Source organism: Thalassoglobus polymorphus, from assembly GCF_007744255.1.
GTDB lineage: Bacteria > Planctomycetota > Planctomycetia > Planctomycetales > Planctomycetaceae > Thalassoglobus > Thalassoglobus polymorphus.
Map to the genome: position 1 here is coordinate 2,157,069 of NZ_CP036267.1, position 18,599 is coordinate 2,175,667.

Sequence of the window (18,599 nt, forward strand, 5' to 3'; positions counted from 1 at the left end):
AGCCTTCTTCGGCCTGATGGTTTTACGGGTACGAAGAAACCTCCATTGCAAAGAGAGTGAATTACAGAGTATCAATTGTCTCACGAAGTTCGATTTTGACCTCCCTGACTTCGGTAGGCTTTCCTGGACTCCGCTGTTTTCACGGATGAACTGATGCGACAACTTATTCAACAATTGACTCTCAGTCACTTTTCACTTTTACTCACTTTCTGCTTTGCCTTCTTGAGCGGATGCGGAGGGGCCGATCAATCTGCTCCGCCGGCAAGTCCGGCAAAGGCTACGGGGATCACAGAAGCAAAAAACGCCCCCCCTGCTCCACTTCCCTCTGCATCTTCTATCGCTACTCAGGAAACGGCCTCTTCTGACAACAAAAACTCGAATTCGAAGACCATGCTTGCTCAACCTGAGACTCCGGCAAGAGCGCCTCTGAAATTGCCGTCGACAAAAGAAAAGAAAACCGTCGAGGTAGAGAGAGCTTCCGTTCCAGTATTGACTGCCGCTTCAGCTCCAACACAAAAAGTTGAGTTCGACAATAACCTTGTCGATGCCTTCGAGAAGCTTGTGACACCTGCAAATTCGATTGAAGCATGGGAGCAGGCGCACCAAGCGGTGCTTGATTTAGGAGAAGAGGTTGTCCCGCTACTGGCAGATCGTCTCAAAAATGGAAACAACATCGAACGAGAAACGGCAGCCTCAACTCTCATTTCGTTTGGTCCAGATGCAGAAGGTGCAATTCCCGAGCTTCGTTCGGCGTTGAAAGATCCCGTTCCGTTCGTACGTGCAAACGCTGCCATCACACTCGTACAATTTCCGAAAGAAGCTCCGCAAGCAGTCTCGGTGTTGGTCACTCTTCTGGAGCATGATGACCCAACGCTCCAGCAAATGGCAGCGATGAACTTGTCCGTTCTCGGAGAAGATGCCAGCTCGCATGTCGATGATCTGACAAGGATACTGGATACGACAGAAGGACCGGAGCTCCTGCTTCCCGTTGTCGAACTCCTTGGCCGCATCGGTCCTGCAGCTGAGACGGCTGTTCCCAAGCTCAAACAAATCGCGTTTGAGCAGAAAGGAGAAGTCGGAGCAGCTGCCAACTCTGCCATTCAGCTCATTCAAACTGAATCTCAAGAATGAACCGCTTCATGAAGGTGCTAGTGGAATTGCGATATTCCCATGAGCATGCAGATCTCAGGTAGAATATTGTATTGTTCAACGGGACGCCGGTCCCGTTGCGATATTTCCGGAGAGCTGGCTGCCCCAGTGGAAGCCAGATTTCTGCGAATTGTTGCCAATTCAAACATTAAAGAGCGAAGCTGAACAAGGATTCCCACACATGCCTGTCGAGCAAATGAGTCGTGAGAAGTCGCTTGAGGCTCTTCGGAAACGGGAAGAACCGTGGGACCTTCTCGTCATTGGCGGAGGAGCAACAGGTATTGGAATTGCTCTCGATGCCGCCAGCCGAAACCTTGATGTCCTTCTCTTCGAACAATCAGATTTTGGAAAAGGAACGTCAAGCCGAAGCACGAAACTGATTCATGGAGGTGTCAGGTATTTACAACAGGGAAATCTGACATTGGTGAGTGATGCACTTCAGGAACGGTCTCGGCTGATCCGAAATGCTCCGCACCTTGTTCGTGACCGTTCATTTCTTGTTCCCTGTCATAGTTTTTGGGAGCGGATTTTTTATGGCACGGGGATGAAGCTGTACGATTTTCTTGCAGTCCGAGACAGTTTTGGAAGCTCCGGATGGCTTTCAAAGAGTGAAGTCGCGGAAGTCGCCCCAGCGCTGCAGCACAAAAAGTTAAAGGGGGCAGTTCGTTATCACGATGGTCAGTTTGATGATGCCCGATTGTTACTGAGCATGGCTCGGTCGGCTTTTGACCATGGAGCCTGCCTGTTGAACTATGTTCAAGTGAATCAATTTCTCAAGGATGGCTCGGGAAAGGTGATTGGTGTTGAGGCCTCTGACCAACTGGCTGAAGAAAGCTTCGCTCCACATGCTCGGTCTGTCATTAACGCAACCGGTCCATTTTCTGACACTGTCCGGAAACTGGACGAACAGAATGCAGAGAAGATGATCGCACCCAGCCAAGGCGTTCATCTCGTCGTTCCGATTTCATTTTTCCCGGGCGAAGCAGCGATGATCGTCCCGAAAACTCCCGACGGACGAGTGATCTTCATTATTCCGTGGCACGACCACGCCATCATCGGAACAACTGACACAGAGATTCCAGAGGCAGTGCTGGAGCCGACAGCTCAAGAGGACGAGATTCAATTTTTACTGGACACATCAGCAGATTACCTCGCCAAACCACTCTCTCGCAGTGACGTCTTGAGTATTTATACCGGCATCCGCCCCCTCGTGAAAAACAGCAACGCTGGCCGGACGGCCTCTCTTTCTCGGGACCATCACATTCAAACCTCTTCTTCTGGCGTGGTGACAATTGCAGGGGGGAAGTGGACGACAGTTCGGAAGATGGCGGAAGATTGTGTGGACGTCGCTGTGAAGCAAGCGAATTTGCCTGCGAAAGAATGTGTGACAAAAAATCTTAAGCTGCACGGGCATCAGGAAAATTTGAACGTCGATGACCCGCGCAGTGCTTATGGCTCAGACCTGGTTGCTTTGGAACAGCTGGAAGCTGAGCATCCTTCGTGGGCAGAACCCTTTTCGAAGTCACTCAGCCTCAGGCCCTCTGAGGTTGTCTGGGCAGCGCGAAATGAGATGGCGCAAACTCTGGACGATGTGTTGACGCGGCGTTCAAGATGCCTGTTTCTTGATGCTCGGGCAACGCTGGCAATTGCTCCTGATGTCGCTCGGCGACTCGCACAAGAACTCAACAAGGATGAGAGTTGGGTGACCGATCAAGTGGAGAAGTTTGAGATCATCGCTCAACACTTCCTCCCATAATGGAATACATTTTTTGAGAAATCCGATTCACTCAGCATCGCGAGGTTCTCAAAGAACTCATTTCGAGATTTGTTTTCAATACACGTTGGGAATGCGTTTGCGCATCAACTTGCTCTGGAAGATTATGTTGAAAATTGATTCTGTATGCGTCTTTTGCGGATCGAATATTGGAAACGATCCGCAGTTTTCCAGCTCTGCTCAAGATTTAGGCCACAGACTGGCGGACTCCGGGATTCGTCTTGTTTTTGGAGGGGGACACATCGGCCTGATGGGTGTCGTTGCCGATGCGGTGTTGGAGAAAAATGGGGATGTGACTGGTGTGATTCCCGCCTCGCTGGAAGAAAGGGAGTTGGCCCACCCCGGTGTTCGGGATATGCACATCGTAGAATCGATGCACATTCGAAAAGCGTTGATGGCAGAACTGTCCGATGCCTTCGTCGCCCTCCCCGGAGGACTGGGCACGTTCGAAGAGCTCTGCGAAATTATGACGTGGGCACAATTAGAATTTCACCAGAAGCCAATTATTATCCTGAACGTCAACGGGTATTATTCATCGCTGTTGAATCTCATTGACCATGGGATTGAGAAAGAATTCATGAGCCAGAAGCACCGTGAACTCTTCCATGTCGCAGAATCGGTCGACGATCTCATGCAAATCTTGAAGAACAGGGTTTAACCGGAAACATAATGTGTCCGGCAAGGCGAGCCCAACAAGTCATTCAGAAGCAATTTATTCGTCCGTCCCCTGTTTGAGATTGTCTGATTCCTCTTTGCTCACAGATTGTTCGGAAGAGCGTTTGGCGAGTGACGTCCCCGGCTTGAGTTCCGGACCTTTGCGGAATTTGTCCATGATGGCTTTGAGTTCGTCTGCATTCATGACTTCTTTCTTGAGGAGTTCCTGAGTCATGTACTCCAGAACATCGCGTTTTGAAGTTACGATTTCTCGGGCTGTTTCCATGCAGGCATCAATCATTCGGCGAATCTCAAGATCGATCTCCCGAAGAGTCTGCTCACTGTGAATGAAGTCCGCGCCACCTTGGGGAGCTCCATTCAAGAAAGGTGAGCGTTTTGATTCGCGGTAATTGACGCGCCCAAGTTTTGGACTCATGCCGAATTCCATGACCATACGGCGTGCCAACTCGGTGGCCCGCTCAAGGTCATTTTGTGGACCTGATGAGGTTTCTTCGAAGATGATTTCTTCAGCCGCGATTCCGCCCAGAGCCACGCAAATTCGATTTGTGAGTTCCGTTTCAGTGACCAGATAGCGGTCATCTTCTGGTCGTTGCAGAATATAACCCAACGCGCCAAATCCACGCGGGATAATGGAGATTTTGTGAACCGGATCAGTTTGTGGAAGCGTCATTGCGACGAGTGCATGTCCTGATTCGTGGTATGCAACTCGCTGTTTTTCGTCTTCGTGAATGAGCCGGGACGACTTCTCAAGCCCGGCGACGACACGCTCAATCCCTTCTTCGAACTCGTGCATCGAGGCTGCACTTTTGTTCCCACGAGCAGCCAGTAAGGCGGCCTCGTTCACAAGGTTTGCGAGATCGGCTCCGACAAATCCAGGAGTTAACTTTGCGATCCGTCCGAGATCGACGTCGTCATCCATTTTGATCTTTTGAGTATGAACGCGAAGAATCGCCTCACGGCCTTTGTAGTCTGGACGGTCGACAAGGACGTGCCGGTCGAATCGCCCTGGTCGCATCAGTGCGGGGTCCAGCGTTTCGGGCCGATTCGTGGCTCCCATCACAATTACACTTTGATCAGACGAGAAGCCATCCATTTCTACAAGTAAAGCGTTCAATGTTTGTTCACGTTCATCATGCCCTCCCTGCATTCCGCTCCCGCGCGTTTTGCCGAGTGCGTCAAGCTCATCGATAAAAATGATACTGGGAGACTTTTGAACGGCTTGGGCGAACATATCGCGTACTCGAGCAGCTCCGACACCCACAAACATTTCTACAAAGTCTGATCCCGACAGGCTGAAAAATGGGACACCCGCTTCACCCGCGACAGCTTTCGCGAGCATCGTTTTTCCGGTTCCCGGAGGTCCCACAAGAAGCACGCCTCGCGGAATTCGCCCACCCAACGCCTGATACTTTCCAGGCGTCCGCAGAAACTCAACGATCTCTCGCAGTTCACCGACTGCTTCTTCGATACCAGCGACGTCATCGAATGTGATTTTGACATCATCCTCGGCCATTAAACGTCCGCGACTGCGGCCAAACGACATTGCCTGTCCGGGGCCACCCATTCGCTTCAGGAACAGGATAAAGATAATCAATAACGTCGCCATCAGCAGGATGTATACGAGAGTTCCCCACTCTGTTCGCGGGGCTGCGCCGTTGTAGTCGATTCCTTTTTCTTCAAGCAGATTGGTCAAGGCGGCTCGATCTTCATCAGGAATCCCACCGACAGGGACACGATACCGGGTCGTGAATTTCTGTTCCGGTTTCGCATCTTCCAGCTTTGAATCTTTATCGCCGGACTCTTGCTTCTCGGTTTCCGCGACCTTCTCTTCTGTCTCGGTTTTTGCGTCCTTGGATTCTTCCTCTGCCTTCTTTCCATCAAGGTTCAGTTTTTTGAGTGGTTGATCCTGAAATGTGATGTACTGCGTGCCGAGTCTTAGACCAAAGACGTTATCTTTGTGGTACTCGCCGGACTTCACTTTGCTAATGAGCTTGCCGAAAGAGATATCGGTTGCCGAAGATTGCTCATTCACCCAGGACCAGGCGATCACTAGAACGATACTGCCGATTAACAAGTACCAGAATGTTGCCCCAGAACTTTTCTCGTTCTTCGATTTTTTGCGAGGCTCATTCCCTGATTCATCCGGTGGGGTTGCGTTCATATCCATATCTCCTCGCTCAAGCAAATCTAATATTGTTTTTCACATTCTGCCTCGTGGCGAGGAGTCAATGAAGTTGTGAAGTTCGCTTTCTACGCCAGCGGTTCCATCCCTCAATAGAAGGAAACCACCATGAAACAGGTGAATTTGTCGAAAGCGGTGATCTTCAATTGATATCGAGAAACTCTAGGTCCGAATCTGTGTGGCGTCAACGCGTTCTGATGACGGATACCAGACTCTGGGGTGTGAAACGTTTCGCATCAGAAAGTGCTATTTTGTTTTTGTGACACTCGATCTTGAGTCATGCCGAATATGGAGCATCACCGGTTGAGTTGCATGTCCCCCAGCAGCAGGAGAGGTCAAATGGAATAGCCGAGATTGCTCTGGAACCCAATTCGCTGCGGTGATAAAGAATTCGCGCTGACTTTGGTCGCTGAGAAGTAGCAACCCGTTCAAACCGATGTTGTCGACAAAGACTCCATGCGGCAGATTCCGCCCTGCTTCTTCTTTTCCAAAAGAGATTTCTCCCTTGAAGTTGAGGCGTTTGGCGTTGACCTGAAGCATAATGGTTTCGCCCGGTCGAATTTCGAACTCAAGCGGTCCATTTTCCGGGGCGTTCACTGGCTGTGCTCCCTCCTTGGCAGCGACGATTTCAAGTGAGAGTTTCGGTTTTGCATCCACTTTCAGTTCTGTAAAGCCAGCAATGACATGTTCAAGTGGCCTGTCGTCAATTTGTGTGGTCGCGACAACTTTCAGATCTTTGATTGCATCAGAAGCGAGCGGCTTTGCATCGGCACTAGCATGGATGACACCGCGAGCTGAGATTTGTCCCGGTTCAATCGTAATTGGTGAGGTGACGGAGTAACCCTCGGGAACGCCGGTGAAATTCACCTCGATAGGACCTTCAAAGTTGTCGAGGCGATCCGCTGTCAGTCGAATCTCTCTTGTTCCGCCAGCAGCGATCGTAGGAGATTTATCAAGCAGCGTGACTGAAAAATCTGGCTTCCGTGGTCGAATTGTGAGCGTGTACTTGAAGTTCTCGCCATTGATTCCGCGTACATCGCGAAGACGGACAACATACTCACCACTTTGAGGAGCAGTGAAAAAGAGTTTCGAATCTTTGCCCAATTTCCGATGTGCGTCGTCATCGTTTTGGTAGAAGACTTTGAACTCCGGAAGTCCATTCGGGATCAGTTCCGTCCCGGGCGGGTGTGGTTCAACGATATAGCAAGGCTCACCTAGTGCATGTGCCAAGGGTGTTGTGTCGAAGTATCCCCAGCGCTTTCCGGTTCCGGGATAGACATTGAATCCGGAATCTGGTCCACGTGGATACAACCACAGCTTGACCACTTCGCCGTTCGCGTAAAGGTACTCGTTGAGTTCCATTTCCTTCCAGTTGAAGATCCGGAAGTCGGTCGTTTGATCGGCAGTCTTTCCTCGGAATGTGAAGTAACTGTCTCGGACAGCTTGCAGTATCAGTCGTTGTACTGGCTCCCCTTCGGGGGTCAGGATGTCGATGAAGGAATCCAGGTCCGATTTTGACTGAGCTGCGTTCACTTCAAAGACCCATTCTTCACCCGCATTTGCAGAAAATTTGAAGCAGTCTGCATCGCTTTTCTGGTCTGCCAGATGCGTGACACCTTGAATTGCGACCGGGAGAGCCACTGTTTGGGCCGTTTGAGCCGTCTGGTTCGGCTCTTGCTCCATGACTGTTTTCGGGGCCGTTTGGGGCATTGGAGTTTTCGGCGAAATCACCTCTTTGGTTGTTGGAGCTTTTCCTTCAGGCTTTTGTTTTGAAATCTCAAAAACTTCAACCGTTCCATCAAGCCGACCGGTGATAAATTTCTTGTCGTCCGGAGCGATGGCCATCGCCATTGCAACTTCAGGTTGATTCTTAATCAGTTGTGTTTCAGTATAGTTTTTGGTTTCCCAGACTTTGATTGTTTTATCTTCTGCGACTGAAACGAGATGCTTTCCATCAGACGTGTAGGAGAGGTTGACGATGGGGCCTTCATGTGCGAATCGTGAAAACAAAATCGGGTTGATTTGCGGCGACTTTCGAGAGATCAGTTGCCAGACTCGAATCCGATTGTCTGCACCACCCGCAGCCACAAATCGACCGTCAGGTGAGATTGTTACGGCGTACTGCTCTTTATGTGGTTGACCGAGAGTGTCAAGCCGCAGGCCATCGCTGACACGCCACACTTTGCATGTTGAGTCCGCACTGGCAGAGACAAGAAGTTGGCTGTCGGGTGTGAATTCAAGATCGTAAACGGCTCCATTGTGCCCGGTCAGTTCGAGTCGTTTCTCACCTGTCTGAATGTCCCAGAGGAGGATTGTTTTGTCGTAGCTGCAAGTCGCCAGAATCTTTCCATCAGGAGAGACCTCGGCATCGAACATGATATCCCGATGTCCTTTGAATTCCCGGAGTTTCTTCTCCAAAGGCCACTCCCAGAGCGTTGCGACTCCGCCCAGCCCAGCGACTCCAGATGACGTGATCACCTTGCTGCCGCCCAGGCAAAAATGCACCGAGTTCACTTTCCCGGGAAAGTCATTGAGTTTTGCGACTGGAAGCCACTCACGAACTTTGTTGTCATCGTCGATGAATTTCGTGATGAGTTCACGTGAAATTTCGACTTCGCCGTATCTGGCAATTGCGCGAGCATCTCCATTCGCTGACCAGTCCATCGCCGTGATTGGGCGTCGATCGGTCTTTGATTCGATAGTCGGTACCTGTAATGCGAGTGGGTCTGGAGTCGCCCCCTGCGGTCCTTTCGCCCCTTGTTCAATCCAGAGTTGAATTTTCGCGATTTCTTCCTGGGTTGGGGCAGGCTCGTCTTCGGGAGGCATCTTCGGATCAGCAACACCTGTCATCAGCCGGTAGATCTTGCTGCTTTCCGGGTTCTTCGCGAGAAATGCCGGGCCATTCTCAGTTCCTTTCGACAACGAAGCGTAGGATTCCAGCGAGAATTCTCCTTCACTCTCTTGGTCGTTGTGACAGCCTGCACAGTACTTTCGAAAGACAGGAGCAACATCCTTTTCGTAGCTCACTGTACCTGCTGCATCTGCAGTCCCTTGCTCACTGCCTTGTTTTGTGTTTTGATCTGTGGCCTGATCTGCTTCGGAGAATGCAGGTGCATTCACGAAGCAGAGGACACAAAATGCAGCGACAATACTTTTCATTTGAAAGCTCTTAATTAGATCAACCTAACAGATCAAATTGTTCAGATGGGAAGTATGGTAAAGAAACTGCTTGCAAACCACAAAGAATGAGTACCTAATTCATGACCAAGAAAGTTCTTGACGTCGGAAATTGCAATCCGGACCACTCGTCTCTGACACGTTTATTGAAGCAAAATTTTGAAGTTGATGTCCTGAGAGCTCATGGAATGCGGGATACGCTCGACCTCCTGAAGAGTGGAGACGTCGACTTAGTCCTCGTCAATCGCGTGATGGATCGAGATGGCGCTTCGGGATTGGAGATCATTCAAAAAATGAAAAGCAATCCTGAACTGGCTGCTGTTCCAGTGATGATGATCACGAATTACGAAGATGCCCAGCAATCCGCGATAGAAGCTGGTGCTGAACCCGGTTTTGGAAAATCGGCACTCACACTGCAATCAACGCTTGATAAACTGGAACCGTTTTTGGAAGAGTAAGAGGCAGCAAAGTCGTCTTCAGACAGCTTGAGACACAGCTTTCACAATGATTTTCTGCTGATGAAACTCTGAAGGTGAGGCAACCTTTTCCAGACCCGGGGAATCTAACGGCCCTCGATATTCGTGATGGCTCGTTTCGAGATGATGCAGATGGTTTCATGCTTCGTAGAGCTTAACTTGCCAACTGTTCGCTGCTTTGCTTTCTTCGACGGAAAACGAGTCGGGATAAAGCTCCGAGGGCAGCGATCCCGAGGAGTACGAACGAACTTGGTTCAGGAACAGCTGAGCTGGTATCGAGTGCTGACATTTGAGCCTCTGAATGTGAGATAATGACGTCTCCATTCAAAAGTCCGATGCCTAACGCACCCAAATTTACTCCCACATCGGAAAATGTCACGTGAATCGCGTTCACATCGATGCTTCGTGAACTCAGCGAATCGCCGGAGTAGAGTTGTTCATTCAAGATGACTGAGATAGAACCTTGGAGACTCGCCAAGCCTGAGACCGTGCTGTCTATAGAGATGAGGGTATTTGCTGGAGCAGACGCATCGAGTACAAATTCCACACCTAAAACAGAAAGGACTGCTTGAGTTTCACCCACTCCGCCAACTCCAGCAATTGTTGTGGAACCGCTCTCTGAGAGTGCATTGAAGTCGCCCGAGACAGCAGCATCCGATTCAACGGCTGTCGCTTCCAGAGAGATAAACGTTTCTGCGGTAATAGCAGGGTCAACTCCTACGAGTGATAAAATGGACAATGACACATCGTTGACGCTTGCACTCGCGGTCGTTGATCGCCCCCCGAGTCCCCCATCAACGTTTGATACTGAAGTTGTTTCGAGTAATCCTGTATCCAATGAAATGAAGTTCACTGTTCCCAAGGCTCCGCCGACATCTAAGGCTCCGAGAGCGCTTGCTGAGTCGTCGTCGTTAAAGATATTGTAAGCAACTGGTGCCGTCCCGGAAGAAGTTGAGAATGGTCCTAATCCCGCAGTAATGACTGAGATTTCACCAACAGAAATTCCCAAGTTGAGCTCAACCCCATAGGCTGAGCTTTCTCCAGAGATAACACCTGCGTGAGAAATGTTGTTCCAACTTGGTACGATTGTCGCGAGTGCGACTGCTGGAAGAAAAGCAAACCGCAGAAGTGACGCTGACATGCTGATTCAATCTGTCTGGAGAACAACCGATTTAGGGCCCACGCATCATAAATTTGAAGGACACACTGTTCCTGTTCTTCAAAATTCATACGTAGAGGTCGAACTCTGGTTGGAGACGCAAGACCGAACTCTTGCTATTTGAACTTCAGCAAAACTGGCCTATTTCGATGTTGTTCGTTCTTCAACCAATAAAAATCGACTTTTCATTATACGTTATAAGTCACCAAAATCGGCATTCAACAAAAAATCGGAATATCAATCGTTTTTTTTAGCATTTCATGAAATGATCGTTGAATCATTGGGGACAGATTGCCCAATTTGTTGCATTTCTGCATCATTGAAGAACAACGAATTCCAGAGAGAAGTCAAAACCGGTCTTTGCATGCTGCTTTGTGACGATCAGCAAATTTTCTGATGCAACGCGTTCTACGCGGGCCCGTGAAGAACGCATTTCTCTAATAAAAATGCTATTCGCCACGAGGCAGGTCCTGCAAACCAATTCGAAAGATGATCTAGTGAGAAGTTTCTACCAGGTTTGCGAAGTTTTGATATGCGGCCTGCTCTTCCTCAGTGAAAATCTCTCTTTGGAAGTTCGCTTCTGTGAGGATGTCTTCAGGAGAATAGAGGTCGTTGCCGATAGCGATGGGCTGTCCTTCATGGAGGATCATTTGCAGGCCATGTTCCATGTCCCAGTCGACTTCCCAGCCGAAAGAGATCGAGGACAACCCCGGAATTGTTTCCGGACTGAGGTTCATGCCATCAAAGCGGATGCAGCTGGTGAGGTCTTCAATCGATTCCGGAGATGCCGGACAATCGTCTTCCTCCTCAAACCATTGCGGTTCGGTTTTCCGCAGGTTGAGGTAATACCGTAAAATGGCGTCGCAGATTCGCTCGCAAATTTCTTTTTCATTCGCAATAAAAATTTCCCAAGCTGTCACCTGCGCAGGCGATGGAATTGCTGCCTCTTTCTCTTCCGATTGGCTAACTCCGACTTCATAAACTCCCAAAGACTGAAGTGCAGCGAGGACGTCAAAGTTGCGACAGATCTGCGGTAATTCGCCGGGCTGTTGTTCCCATTTTTTGACGAGATCGCGATGTTTCGGTTCAAGGTCCTGCAACTGTTTTTTGCTGTCAGGATGCCAAAAGATTTCCATTGAGGAAAACTTTCGGAAGCACATTAAGTCTTCCCCTAAATCATCAGGAACCAAGCGTCCAAATGCGGGGTGGTTAGTGGTTTTTGCCATGAGAGATCATTCGTAACTTGTACAGTACAGCGGGGCAGAACCGCAAAAATGTTAAATGAGAGATCGACTACTGAGATCGCGTACGCTGGCACTTTATCAATTTGCAGAGCCGCATCGCGTATAGCGTCAACCCGTTTTTGAATTGAAAGCAATGTACCAAGTGGGGCGAGGGAGTATCTCGATCGAACCGCCCAATCGCAGCTTTCTCTAAGAATGAGAAACCAAAACCGGCAACACAGGTCCCGGAAAGAGTGGCGAACAGGTATAAGTTCGAGTGCCTGGAGCTTGACATACCGAAGTGAGATTGAATTGATCGATATCAGTGAAATGGTCGGCAATGGTAAGCCATCTGACTGAATTTTCTCAATCGACATCGGTATCAATGTCGGGATGTTGCAGTGGGAACGAGTCATTCACGACCGCTCCTGCTGAGCCCTTCACTTAGCGAAGCTGCCCGGCGCGTAATGCCGAGTTTGATGAAGTGGGGCGTGAGAACATTCCCTGAGCTGGCGAAGCGGTCGTCACTTGTTTCTGGAAACTCTGAAGCTCGATTTTCGAACTCGCTTCAGCTTTTCGTTGCGGGATTTTTTGCCAATTCCCATCATCGGTCGGAGCAGTTGTCTGTTGAGGGACCGCTGGTACAGGTGCAATTGGGGCTTGAGCTGTCACTTGCGGGGAAAGCGGGACAGCAGCTGTCGTTGTCATTGGAATTGGCACAGCAGAGAATTGATTCCCCTGACAGCATGGTTTTGCAATGGCAACTGTTTGTGGTGCGCGATAACTGATGGTTTGTTGTGGTACGAGTCTTGTGTGGACTCGCGGAACGTTTTCGACGACCTGGTAAGGGACATCGCGGTATTGAACCTGCCGTTGGAGCTTGGTTTCCGCGACGGTTTTAGTCGTCAGCTTGGGGACCCAAACCATTTTGTAGCCCCCTTCGTCGACAGTCACTTGTTTATGTGTGGTGACTGGAACATTGACCGAGACTGCTTCACGGCGAACGTGCGTGCGAGTGACCGGTTGATAGGTCGTCACTTGTTCCTTGCGATATGTTGTTTGAACTTGCGGGCACACAGGTGCTCGAACGACCGGGGCAGGAGGCGTCGCACAGCGGTTGCATGGATTGAAGCCGGGAATGCCAAATTGGGCGTGACCCGTCGCTGGAATTCCGATTGCGAAGGCTGCACAAATTACGATTTTTCGAATCAACATAATCATCCACTCCCAGGCCTTCGCAAACTCACGGCATGTGCCACACACTCATCTGTTCGTGAAAATCGTTCCAATAAGGCCACTCGGAGCGACTGACCACAGTCAGATTCGAGGAGTTCACAACCCGGCAGCCACCCATTTGACATAAGTGGAATAAATCGAAGAAACACTATGAGTCGACTCTCACGAACAGATTGTTCTACAGATGGGCCATCTGCTCTCCTCATGAAGAACGATTCCGTGATTTCGTCGACCTTTTTCTTGTCATAACCCCGAAAACCGCCACGGATTCGGCAGACCAACATTGAGTGACGCGGATGGTCCCCTATAATGCCCGCTTCGTTTTGCCGGAGATCTGTTCTTTTGAACACTTTCTCATTTCTACTCTGCGCTGATTGCGCTGTCGGCAAATAACAGTAATTTAGAGGAAATCAGTTCCGTGTTACGTACTGCGACTTGTGGAGAACTTCGTGCCGACCATGTTGGACAAACAGTCACACTATGCGGTTGGGCCGATAAATACCGTGACCATGGCGGAGTTGTGTTTGTCGATTTGCGAGATCGTTACGGCATCACTCAAATCGCATTTCGCATGGAGGAATCGAGCGAGACCCAAAAACTCGCTGCCAGCATTCGTCACGAAGATGTCATCCAGGTGACCGGGGAAGTCGTCAGCCGTGGAGACGAAAACAAGAACCCCAAACTGGCGACGGGGGACATTGAGGTTCGCACAAACGACTTGAAGATCCTCAATCGCAGCTTGACGCCCCCGTTCGAGCCGCGTGGCGAGCACTTGGCAAATGAAGAGCTGCGTTTGCAATACCGGTTCATTGATCTCCGACGCCCAGCGCTTCAGGAGATGATGAAAGTTCGTCACCAGCTGACGACCTCGGTCAGAAACTATTTTGACGAACTCGGTTTCCTCGATATCGAAACGCCGATCCTCGGTCGCAGCTCACCTGAAGGAGCACGTGATTATCTTGTGCCGTCGCGAGTTCATGAAGCCAGTTTCTATGCTCTTCCGCAATCTCCGCAACTGTTCAAGCAAATCCTGATGGTCGCCGGATATGATCGGTACTACCAGATTGCACGATGTTTCCGTGATGAAGACTTGCGAGCAGATCGTCAGCCGGAGTTTACGCAGATCGATATCGAAATGTCATTCGTCGATTTGGAAGACATTCTCAGCACGATCGATGGGCTGCTTGCCAGAATGGTCAAAGATGTTCGCGGAACTGAACTCAAAACACCGCTTCCACGATACACACATGCGGAAGTGATGGAACGTTACGGGACCGACAAGCCAGACCTGCGCTTCGGCATGGAACTCACGGACATTTCCGACCTCGTCGCAGAGAGCGGATTCGGTGTCTTCAAAAACACTGTCGGCAGTGGCGGCAAGGTTCGTGGATTGTGCGTCAAAGGAGCAGCGGACAAATACTCACGACGAATTCTCGACAACGATATGAAGAAGATTGTCGGCGAACACGGAGCTAAAGGTCTCGCCTACTTCAAAGTGGTTGGGAATGGACTTGAATCTTCGATCGCCAAGTTCTTCAATGAGGACGAGCAGAAGGCGATCGTGGAGCGAATGGGGGGCGAAGATGGCGACCTGTTGGTTTACGTCGCTGACAAGTACGAAGTGACTTGTGCCGCACTCGCTGCGCTTCGGAACCATCTTGCGAAAGACCTCGAACTTTACGATCCCAAAGAATTGAACTGTGCCTGGGTCGTCGAGTTCCCGTTGGTAACACGGAACGAAGAGGAAAACCGTTGGGACGCAGAGCATCATCCATTCTGTGCAGTCCACCCGGATGACCTCGAATACTTCGAGAGTGATCCTTCCAGGATTCGGGCGTTGTCCTACGACCTTGTTTGCAACGGCTACGAAGCTGCCAGTGGAAGTATTCGTATTCATGATCCTGCAGTTCAGCAGAAAATTTTCGACCTCCTCAACATCGAGGCGGAAGAAGCTGAACGTCGATTCGGGTTCCTGCTGCAAGCCCTTCGATACGGAGCTCCACCACACGGTGGAATTGCTCTCGGATTGGACCGTTGGGTGATGATGTTCATGGGAACCGACAACATTCGCGACGTCATTGCCTTCCCGAAAACTCAAAAGGCATCCGACTTGATGATGGGGGCTCCATCAACTGTCGACGACCATCAGCTGCGAGATTTGCATATCAAGGTCGACTTGCCAGAGTAGAACTCATCCTGAAACCTGAAATTGCTCTCTCAAGCATTGAGAAAAGCGGTGGTTCCAGAGGTTTTCGGACCGGTTCTAGTAATAGTCTCCTGTGAAGGCGGTCTCTCCGTGATGCAAGCACGGCAACCGCTGGGCAGGTGCCTGTTGAACAGGTGACCCCGGACGAAAACCAAGGATGCGCGTTCAAAAAACAAAAAGGTCAACGAGATCAAAGAGATCAAAGAGTTTGTCCAAAAGCCTTGGCGAACAATCTCAACAAAAGTCACAAGCAAACTCCCCGTAGAACGGGACCATTGTCCCGTTCGAATCGCTTGAGGCTATCATTCCAAACGCGCGCTGCTCGTTGATATCGCATTTTCTGAATTGGTGTTCACGTTATGCCTCTGGTGAACACCAACTCAAAGAAATCTATAAAGCTCTGCGATGGCAACGAGCTTTTGAATTCTCCCAGAACGAAAACTTTTATTCGCTTATCTTGACAAGCTTCTGGTGAAAGATTCGACTGGAGCCAATAATGTCCCTCCTTAATTTTGCACCGAGATCTTCATGCCCCGTATCTTCCTGTTGCTGACGTTTGCATCGCTGCTGATTCCACAAGCGAATGCCGACCACATATTTGACTTGCAAACCAACGCCATCAAAGATGGGAAAGCAGAGTTTGGTCACTGGGGATGGGAAAAAGATGAATACATGCTCTGGGGGACCCATTCCAATCGGCTCATCCCCGTGTACACCTTCGGGACACTCAATTCTGGAGAGGGGATTCACCTGCAATCCTATGTGGGGAAAAATAGTCTCTATCGTTCTGAAAAGAAGCTGGCAGATCTTTACGGGCAGGTTCCAGAAGGAACATTGAATCCCAAGGCAGAATATATGGACCAGACTGACGTGTTCCGGATTCAGAAAGCGGCACTCAAGGCTGGCAAGAAGAACATCATCCTTGTGGTCTTCGACGGAATGGACTGGCAGACAACGCAATCTGCCAGCATCATTAAACTGAATAAAATCGCGTATGAATCGGGACGCGGAACCGGGTTCCATTTTCAAGATTATGAGGCAGACGGAACGACGCAGTTCACAACGATGGTAACAGCACCCTACATTGATAAAGTCAAAATCGATGTTGATGAACAGACCATTTCCGAAGACCCAAATTCTTTTCGTGGCGGCTATGCCTACGAATTTGCAGGAGCCCAAGCTTGGGAAACTCCAGCAGAGCCAGAATATCTCTTGGGGCGGAAGACAAAAACGGCTCCACGTCAGCCATACACAGACTCTGCCAGTTCCGCCGTCAGCATGACTGCTGGAATCAAAACTTATAACGCTGCGATCAACATTGACCACAACGGGAAGATGGTCGACACAATTGCTCATATGGCACAAAAAGAAGGTTACAAAGTCGGTGTTGTTACGAGTGTTCCAATCAGCCATGCCACTCCAGCATCTGCATATTCACACAATGTCAAGCGACACGATTATCAAGACTTGACGAACGATCTTCTTGGAGTGAAGTCGGTCAATCATCCAGAGCAACCGCTTCCGGGTGTGGATGTTCTGATCGGAGCAGGATACGGAGAAGTTCGCAGCAAGGACTCCGGGCAAGGGAAAAACTTTGTTGAAGGAAACGCGTACCTGACAGCTCAAACGCTGAGCGAAATCGATTTCCGCAACGGAGGAAAGTACGTCGTCGCAATTCGTCAGCAAGGTGTTGATGGAGCCGAGCAACTCAAAGGAAAAGCGGAAGAAGCCATCGCCAGGGAGAGTCGTCTCTTTGGCTTTTTCGGAGTCAAGGGTGGGCACTTGCCGTATCAAACAGCTGATGGCGACTTTCAACCAGCTATTGGACGTAAGAAAACAGCTGAGAAATACAGTAAGGCGGATTTGAGAGAGAATCCAACCCTGAGTGAGATGACCGAAGCTGCTCTCTCTGTTCTGGAGAAAAATGAAAAAGGCTTCTGGTTGATGGTTGAAGCAGGAGATGTCGACTGGGCGAATCACGACAACAACATCGACAACTCTGCCGGCGCAGTGATGAGTGGAGATGCAGCGGTCAAAGTGGTCACAGACTGGGTTGAGAAAAACAGCTCCTGGGACGAGACCGTGATGATCGTGACAGCTGACCATGGTCACTTTCTGGTCCTGGAGAAGCCAGAATTGCTGGTTTCACCTGCGGAATAAGACATTCCCGTTGCCAAATTGTGAAACTCTGTGATAAACAGCGAGTTTGAAGCTCAATCAACCTCGCTGTCAGAGGTGTTGCAGCGATCGAATTGCGTTACGACGGACGCAAATTTGAAGGCGAGCAGCAGAGAAGTCGTTGTCAGGCAGTCGTCGCTCGGGACCACGATCCGGGTGATTCCGACGGGCTCATGGCTCCGTTCTGCGATGATTCATTCCTGCCCGCCCAGCAAAGTGCGTTTCAGAAGGACGCGCGTTTGAATATGCGTCATGGAGGACGCAGTGGCATCGTTTAAGGAGCATGTTGGTTTTAGCGGATTGCTTGGAGTCGGTTACGGACTCGGAGCGACCTTTCTACTTGGATTTTCGCCAACTCAAGGCGCACTCGCTGGTTATCTCGCCGGTGTCGGAGGAATGCTCCCCGATCTCGATTCACCGACCGGAAAGCCGGGACAGGAAATCTTCTCGCTGACTGCTGCCGTTGCTCCACTTGTTTTGATCGGAAACGTTCTCAAATGGGCCAAATTGCCGACGGATACTGAAACCGTCATGTTGACGATGCTGCTGATGTACTTCGCCATTCGATATGGCGGAGCTTGGTTTGTCGCCAAGCTAAGTGTGCATCGTGGAATGTTCCACAGTATTCCGGCAAACGTGATCGCTGCCGAGGTGACTTATCTCTTTTATCCAACTGAAAGCATTGTCGTAAAATGGTTGATGGCAGGAGCGATTGCCGTTGGATTTTTCTCGCATCTTCTTTTGGATGAAATTTATTCCATCACCTGGTCTGGAGCGATGCCCCGGTTGAAGAAGTCGTCCGGCACTGCAATTAAATTCTGGGGAAAAGAGTTCGGTCCGTCAGCGTTTACATACGTCATGCTGATGTTTCTGACGTTCGTTACGTTGGAAGATGCGGGAGTCATTTCGACAACTCGAGAACTTCAGGCAGCTCCGGCGGAAGAAGAAATTGATGGAGAGTCCCCCGAGACGCTATTGCCGGAATCGGTCGAGTCGCGAGCAGTTCAAGAAGCACGCCATATTCGCGATGAACTTTCAGATGCTCCGAAGTTTCAATAAGACGAGCAGTAATCTGATTAGGAATGATCCGGCAGGCCGCAAAAAAGCAGGCCAGCAGCCGTACTGTTCAAGTAAAAGCCGGGTTCAAAAATAATAAGCCGGGAC

Annotated in this window: 12 protein-coding genes; 7 read left to right on the forward strand and 5 right to left on the reverse strand. The window is 50.0% G+C overall.

Features of this window, described 5'->3' with window-relative positions; translation table 11 throughout:
- The first annotated feature begins 153 nt into the window (after positions 1 to 153).
- The 3 genes from Mal48_RS07915 to Mal48_RS07925 all read left to right on the forward strand — a co-directional run bounded on the left by Mal48_RS07915 (position 154) and on the right by Mal48_RS07925 (position 3,581).
- Positions 154 to 1,131, forward strand: a complete 978-nt coding sequence (locus tag Mal48_RS07915; RefSeq protein WP_145197756.1) for a HEAT repeat domain-containing protein — start codon at positions 154 to 156, stop codon at positions 1,129 to 1,131.
- A 214-nt stretch (positions 1,132 to 1,345) separates the two neighbouring features.
- Positions 1,346 to 2,905, forward strand: a complete 1,560-nt coding sequence (locus Mal48_RS07920) for a glycerol-3-phosphate dehydrogenase/oxidase (protein WP_145205881.1) — start codon at positions 1,346 to 1,348, stop codon at positions 2,903 to 2,905.
- Between the two features lie 91 nt (positions 2,906 to 2,996).
- The gene (locus tag Mal48_RS07925) at positions 2,997 to 3,581 is read left to right on the forward strand and encodes an LOG family protein (protein ID WP_231739952.1); all 585 of its coding nucleotides are present in this window, start codon (positions 2,997 to 2,999) and stop codon (positions 3,579 to 3,581) included.
- Positions 3,582 to 3,635: 54 nt separating this feature from the next.
- On the opposite strand, the gene ftsH is transcribed toward Mal48_RS07925, so the two are convergent.
- Both ftsH and Mal48_RS07935 read right to left on the reverse strand, forming a co-directional pair.
- Positions 3,636 to 5,759, reverse strand: coding sequence for an ATP-dependent zinc metalloprotease FtsH (gene ftsH / locus Mal48_RS07930; RefSeq protein ID WP_197442158.1), 2,124 nt, complete (start codon positions 5,757 to 5,759; stop codon positions 3,636 to 3,638).
- A gap of 267 nt (positions 5,760 to 6,026) precedes the next feature.
- A complete protein-coding gene (locus Mal48_RS07935; protein WP_145197762.1) occupies positions 6,027 to 8,939 on the reverse strand; it encodes a c-type cytochrome domain-containing protein in 2,913 nt (970 codons plus the stop codon).
- Positions 8,940 to 9,040: 101 nt separating this feature from the next.
- On the opposite strand from Mal48_RS07935, the gene Mal48_RS07940 reads away from it, so the two are divergent.
- Positions 9,041 to 9,415 (forward strand): response regulator, encoded by a 375-nt coding sequence (locus Mal48_RS07940; protein ID WP_145197764.1) that lies wholly within the window; start codon positions 9,041 to 9,043, stop codon positions 9,413 to 9,415.
- A gap of 172 nt (positions 9,416 to 9,587) precedes the next feature.
- Here Mal48_RS07940 and Mal48_RS07945 read toward each other — a convergent pair whose 3' ends face one another.
- The 3 genes from Mal48_RS07945 to Mal48_RS07955 all read right to left on the reverse strand — a co-directional run bounded on the left by Mal48_RS07945 (position 9,588) and on the right by Mal48_RS07955 (position 13,030).
- A complete protein-coding gene (locus Mal48_RS07945; protein ID WP_145197766.1) occupies positions 9,588 to 10,574 on the reverse strand; it encodes a PEP-CTERM sorting domain-containing protein in 987 nt (328 codons plus the stop codon).
- Between the two features lie 512 nt (positions 10,575 to 11,086).
- The gene (locus Mal48_RS07950) at positions 11,087 to 11,818 is read right to left on the reverse strand and encodes a DUF6985 domain-containing protein (protein ID WP_145197768.1); all 732 of its coding nucleotides are present in this window, start codon (positions 11,816 to 11,818) and stop codon (positions 11,087 to 11,089) included.
- Between the two features lie 441 nt (positions 11,819 to 12,259).
- Positions 12,260 to 13,030, reverse strand: coding sequence for a hypothetical protein (locus Mal48_RS07955; protein ID WP_145197770.1), 771 nt, complete (start codon positions 13,028 to 13,030; stop codon positions 12,260 to 12,262).
- A 439-nt stretch (positions 13,031 to 13,469) separates the two neighbouring features.
- Here Mal48_RS07955 and aspS point away from each other — a divergent pair, with 439 nt between their 5' ends.
- The 3 genes from aspS (at position 13,470) to Mal48_RS07970 (ending at position 18,494) form a co-directional block, all read left to right on the forward strand.
- A complete protein-coding gene (gene aspS, locus Mal48_RS07960) occupies positions 13,470 to 15,239 on the forward strand; it encodes an aspartate--tRNA ligase (protein WP_145197772.1) in 1,770 nt (589 codons plus the stop codon).
- A gap of 546 nt (positions 15,240 to 15,785) precedes the next feature.
- On the forward strand, positions 15,786 to 17,417 hold the full coding sequence (locus tag Mal48_RS07965; protein ID WP_145197775.1) for an alkaline phosphatase: 1,632 nt from the start codon (positions 15,786 to 15,788) through the stop codon (positions 17,415 to 17,417).
- Positions 17,418 to 17,699: 282 nt separating this feature from the next.
- On the forward strand, positions 17,700 to 18,494 hold the full coding sequence (locus Mal48_RS07970; RefSeq protein WP_197442159.1) for a metal-dependent hydrolase: 795 nt from the start codon (positions 17,700 to 17,702) through the stop codon (positions 18,492 to 18,494).
- The last annotated feature ends 105 nt before the right edge of the window (positions 18,495 to 18,599 follow it).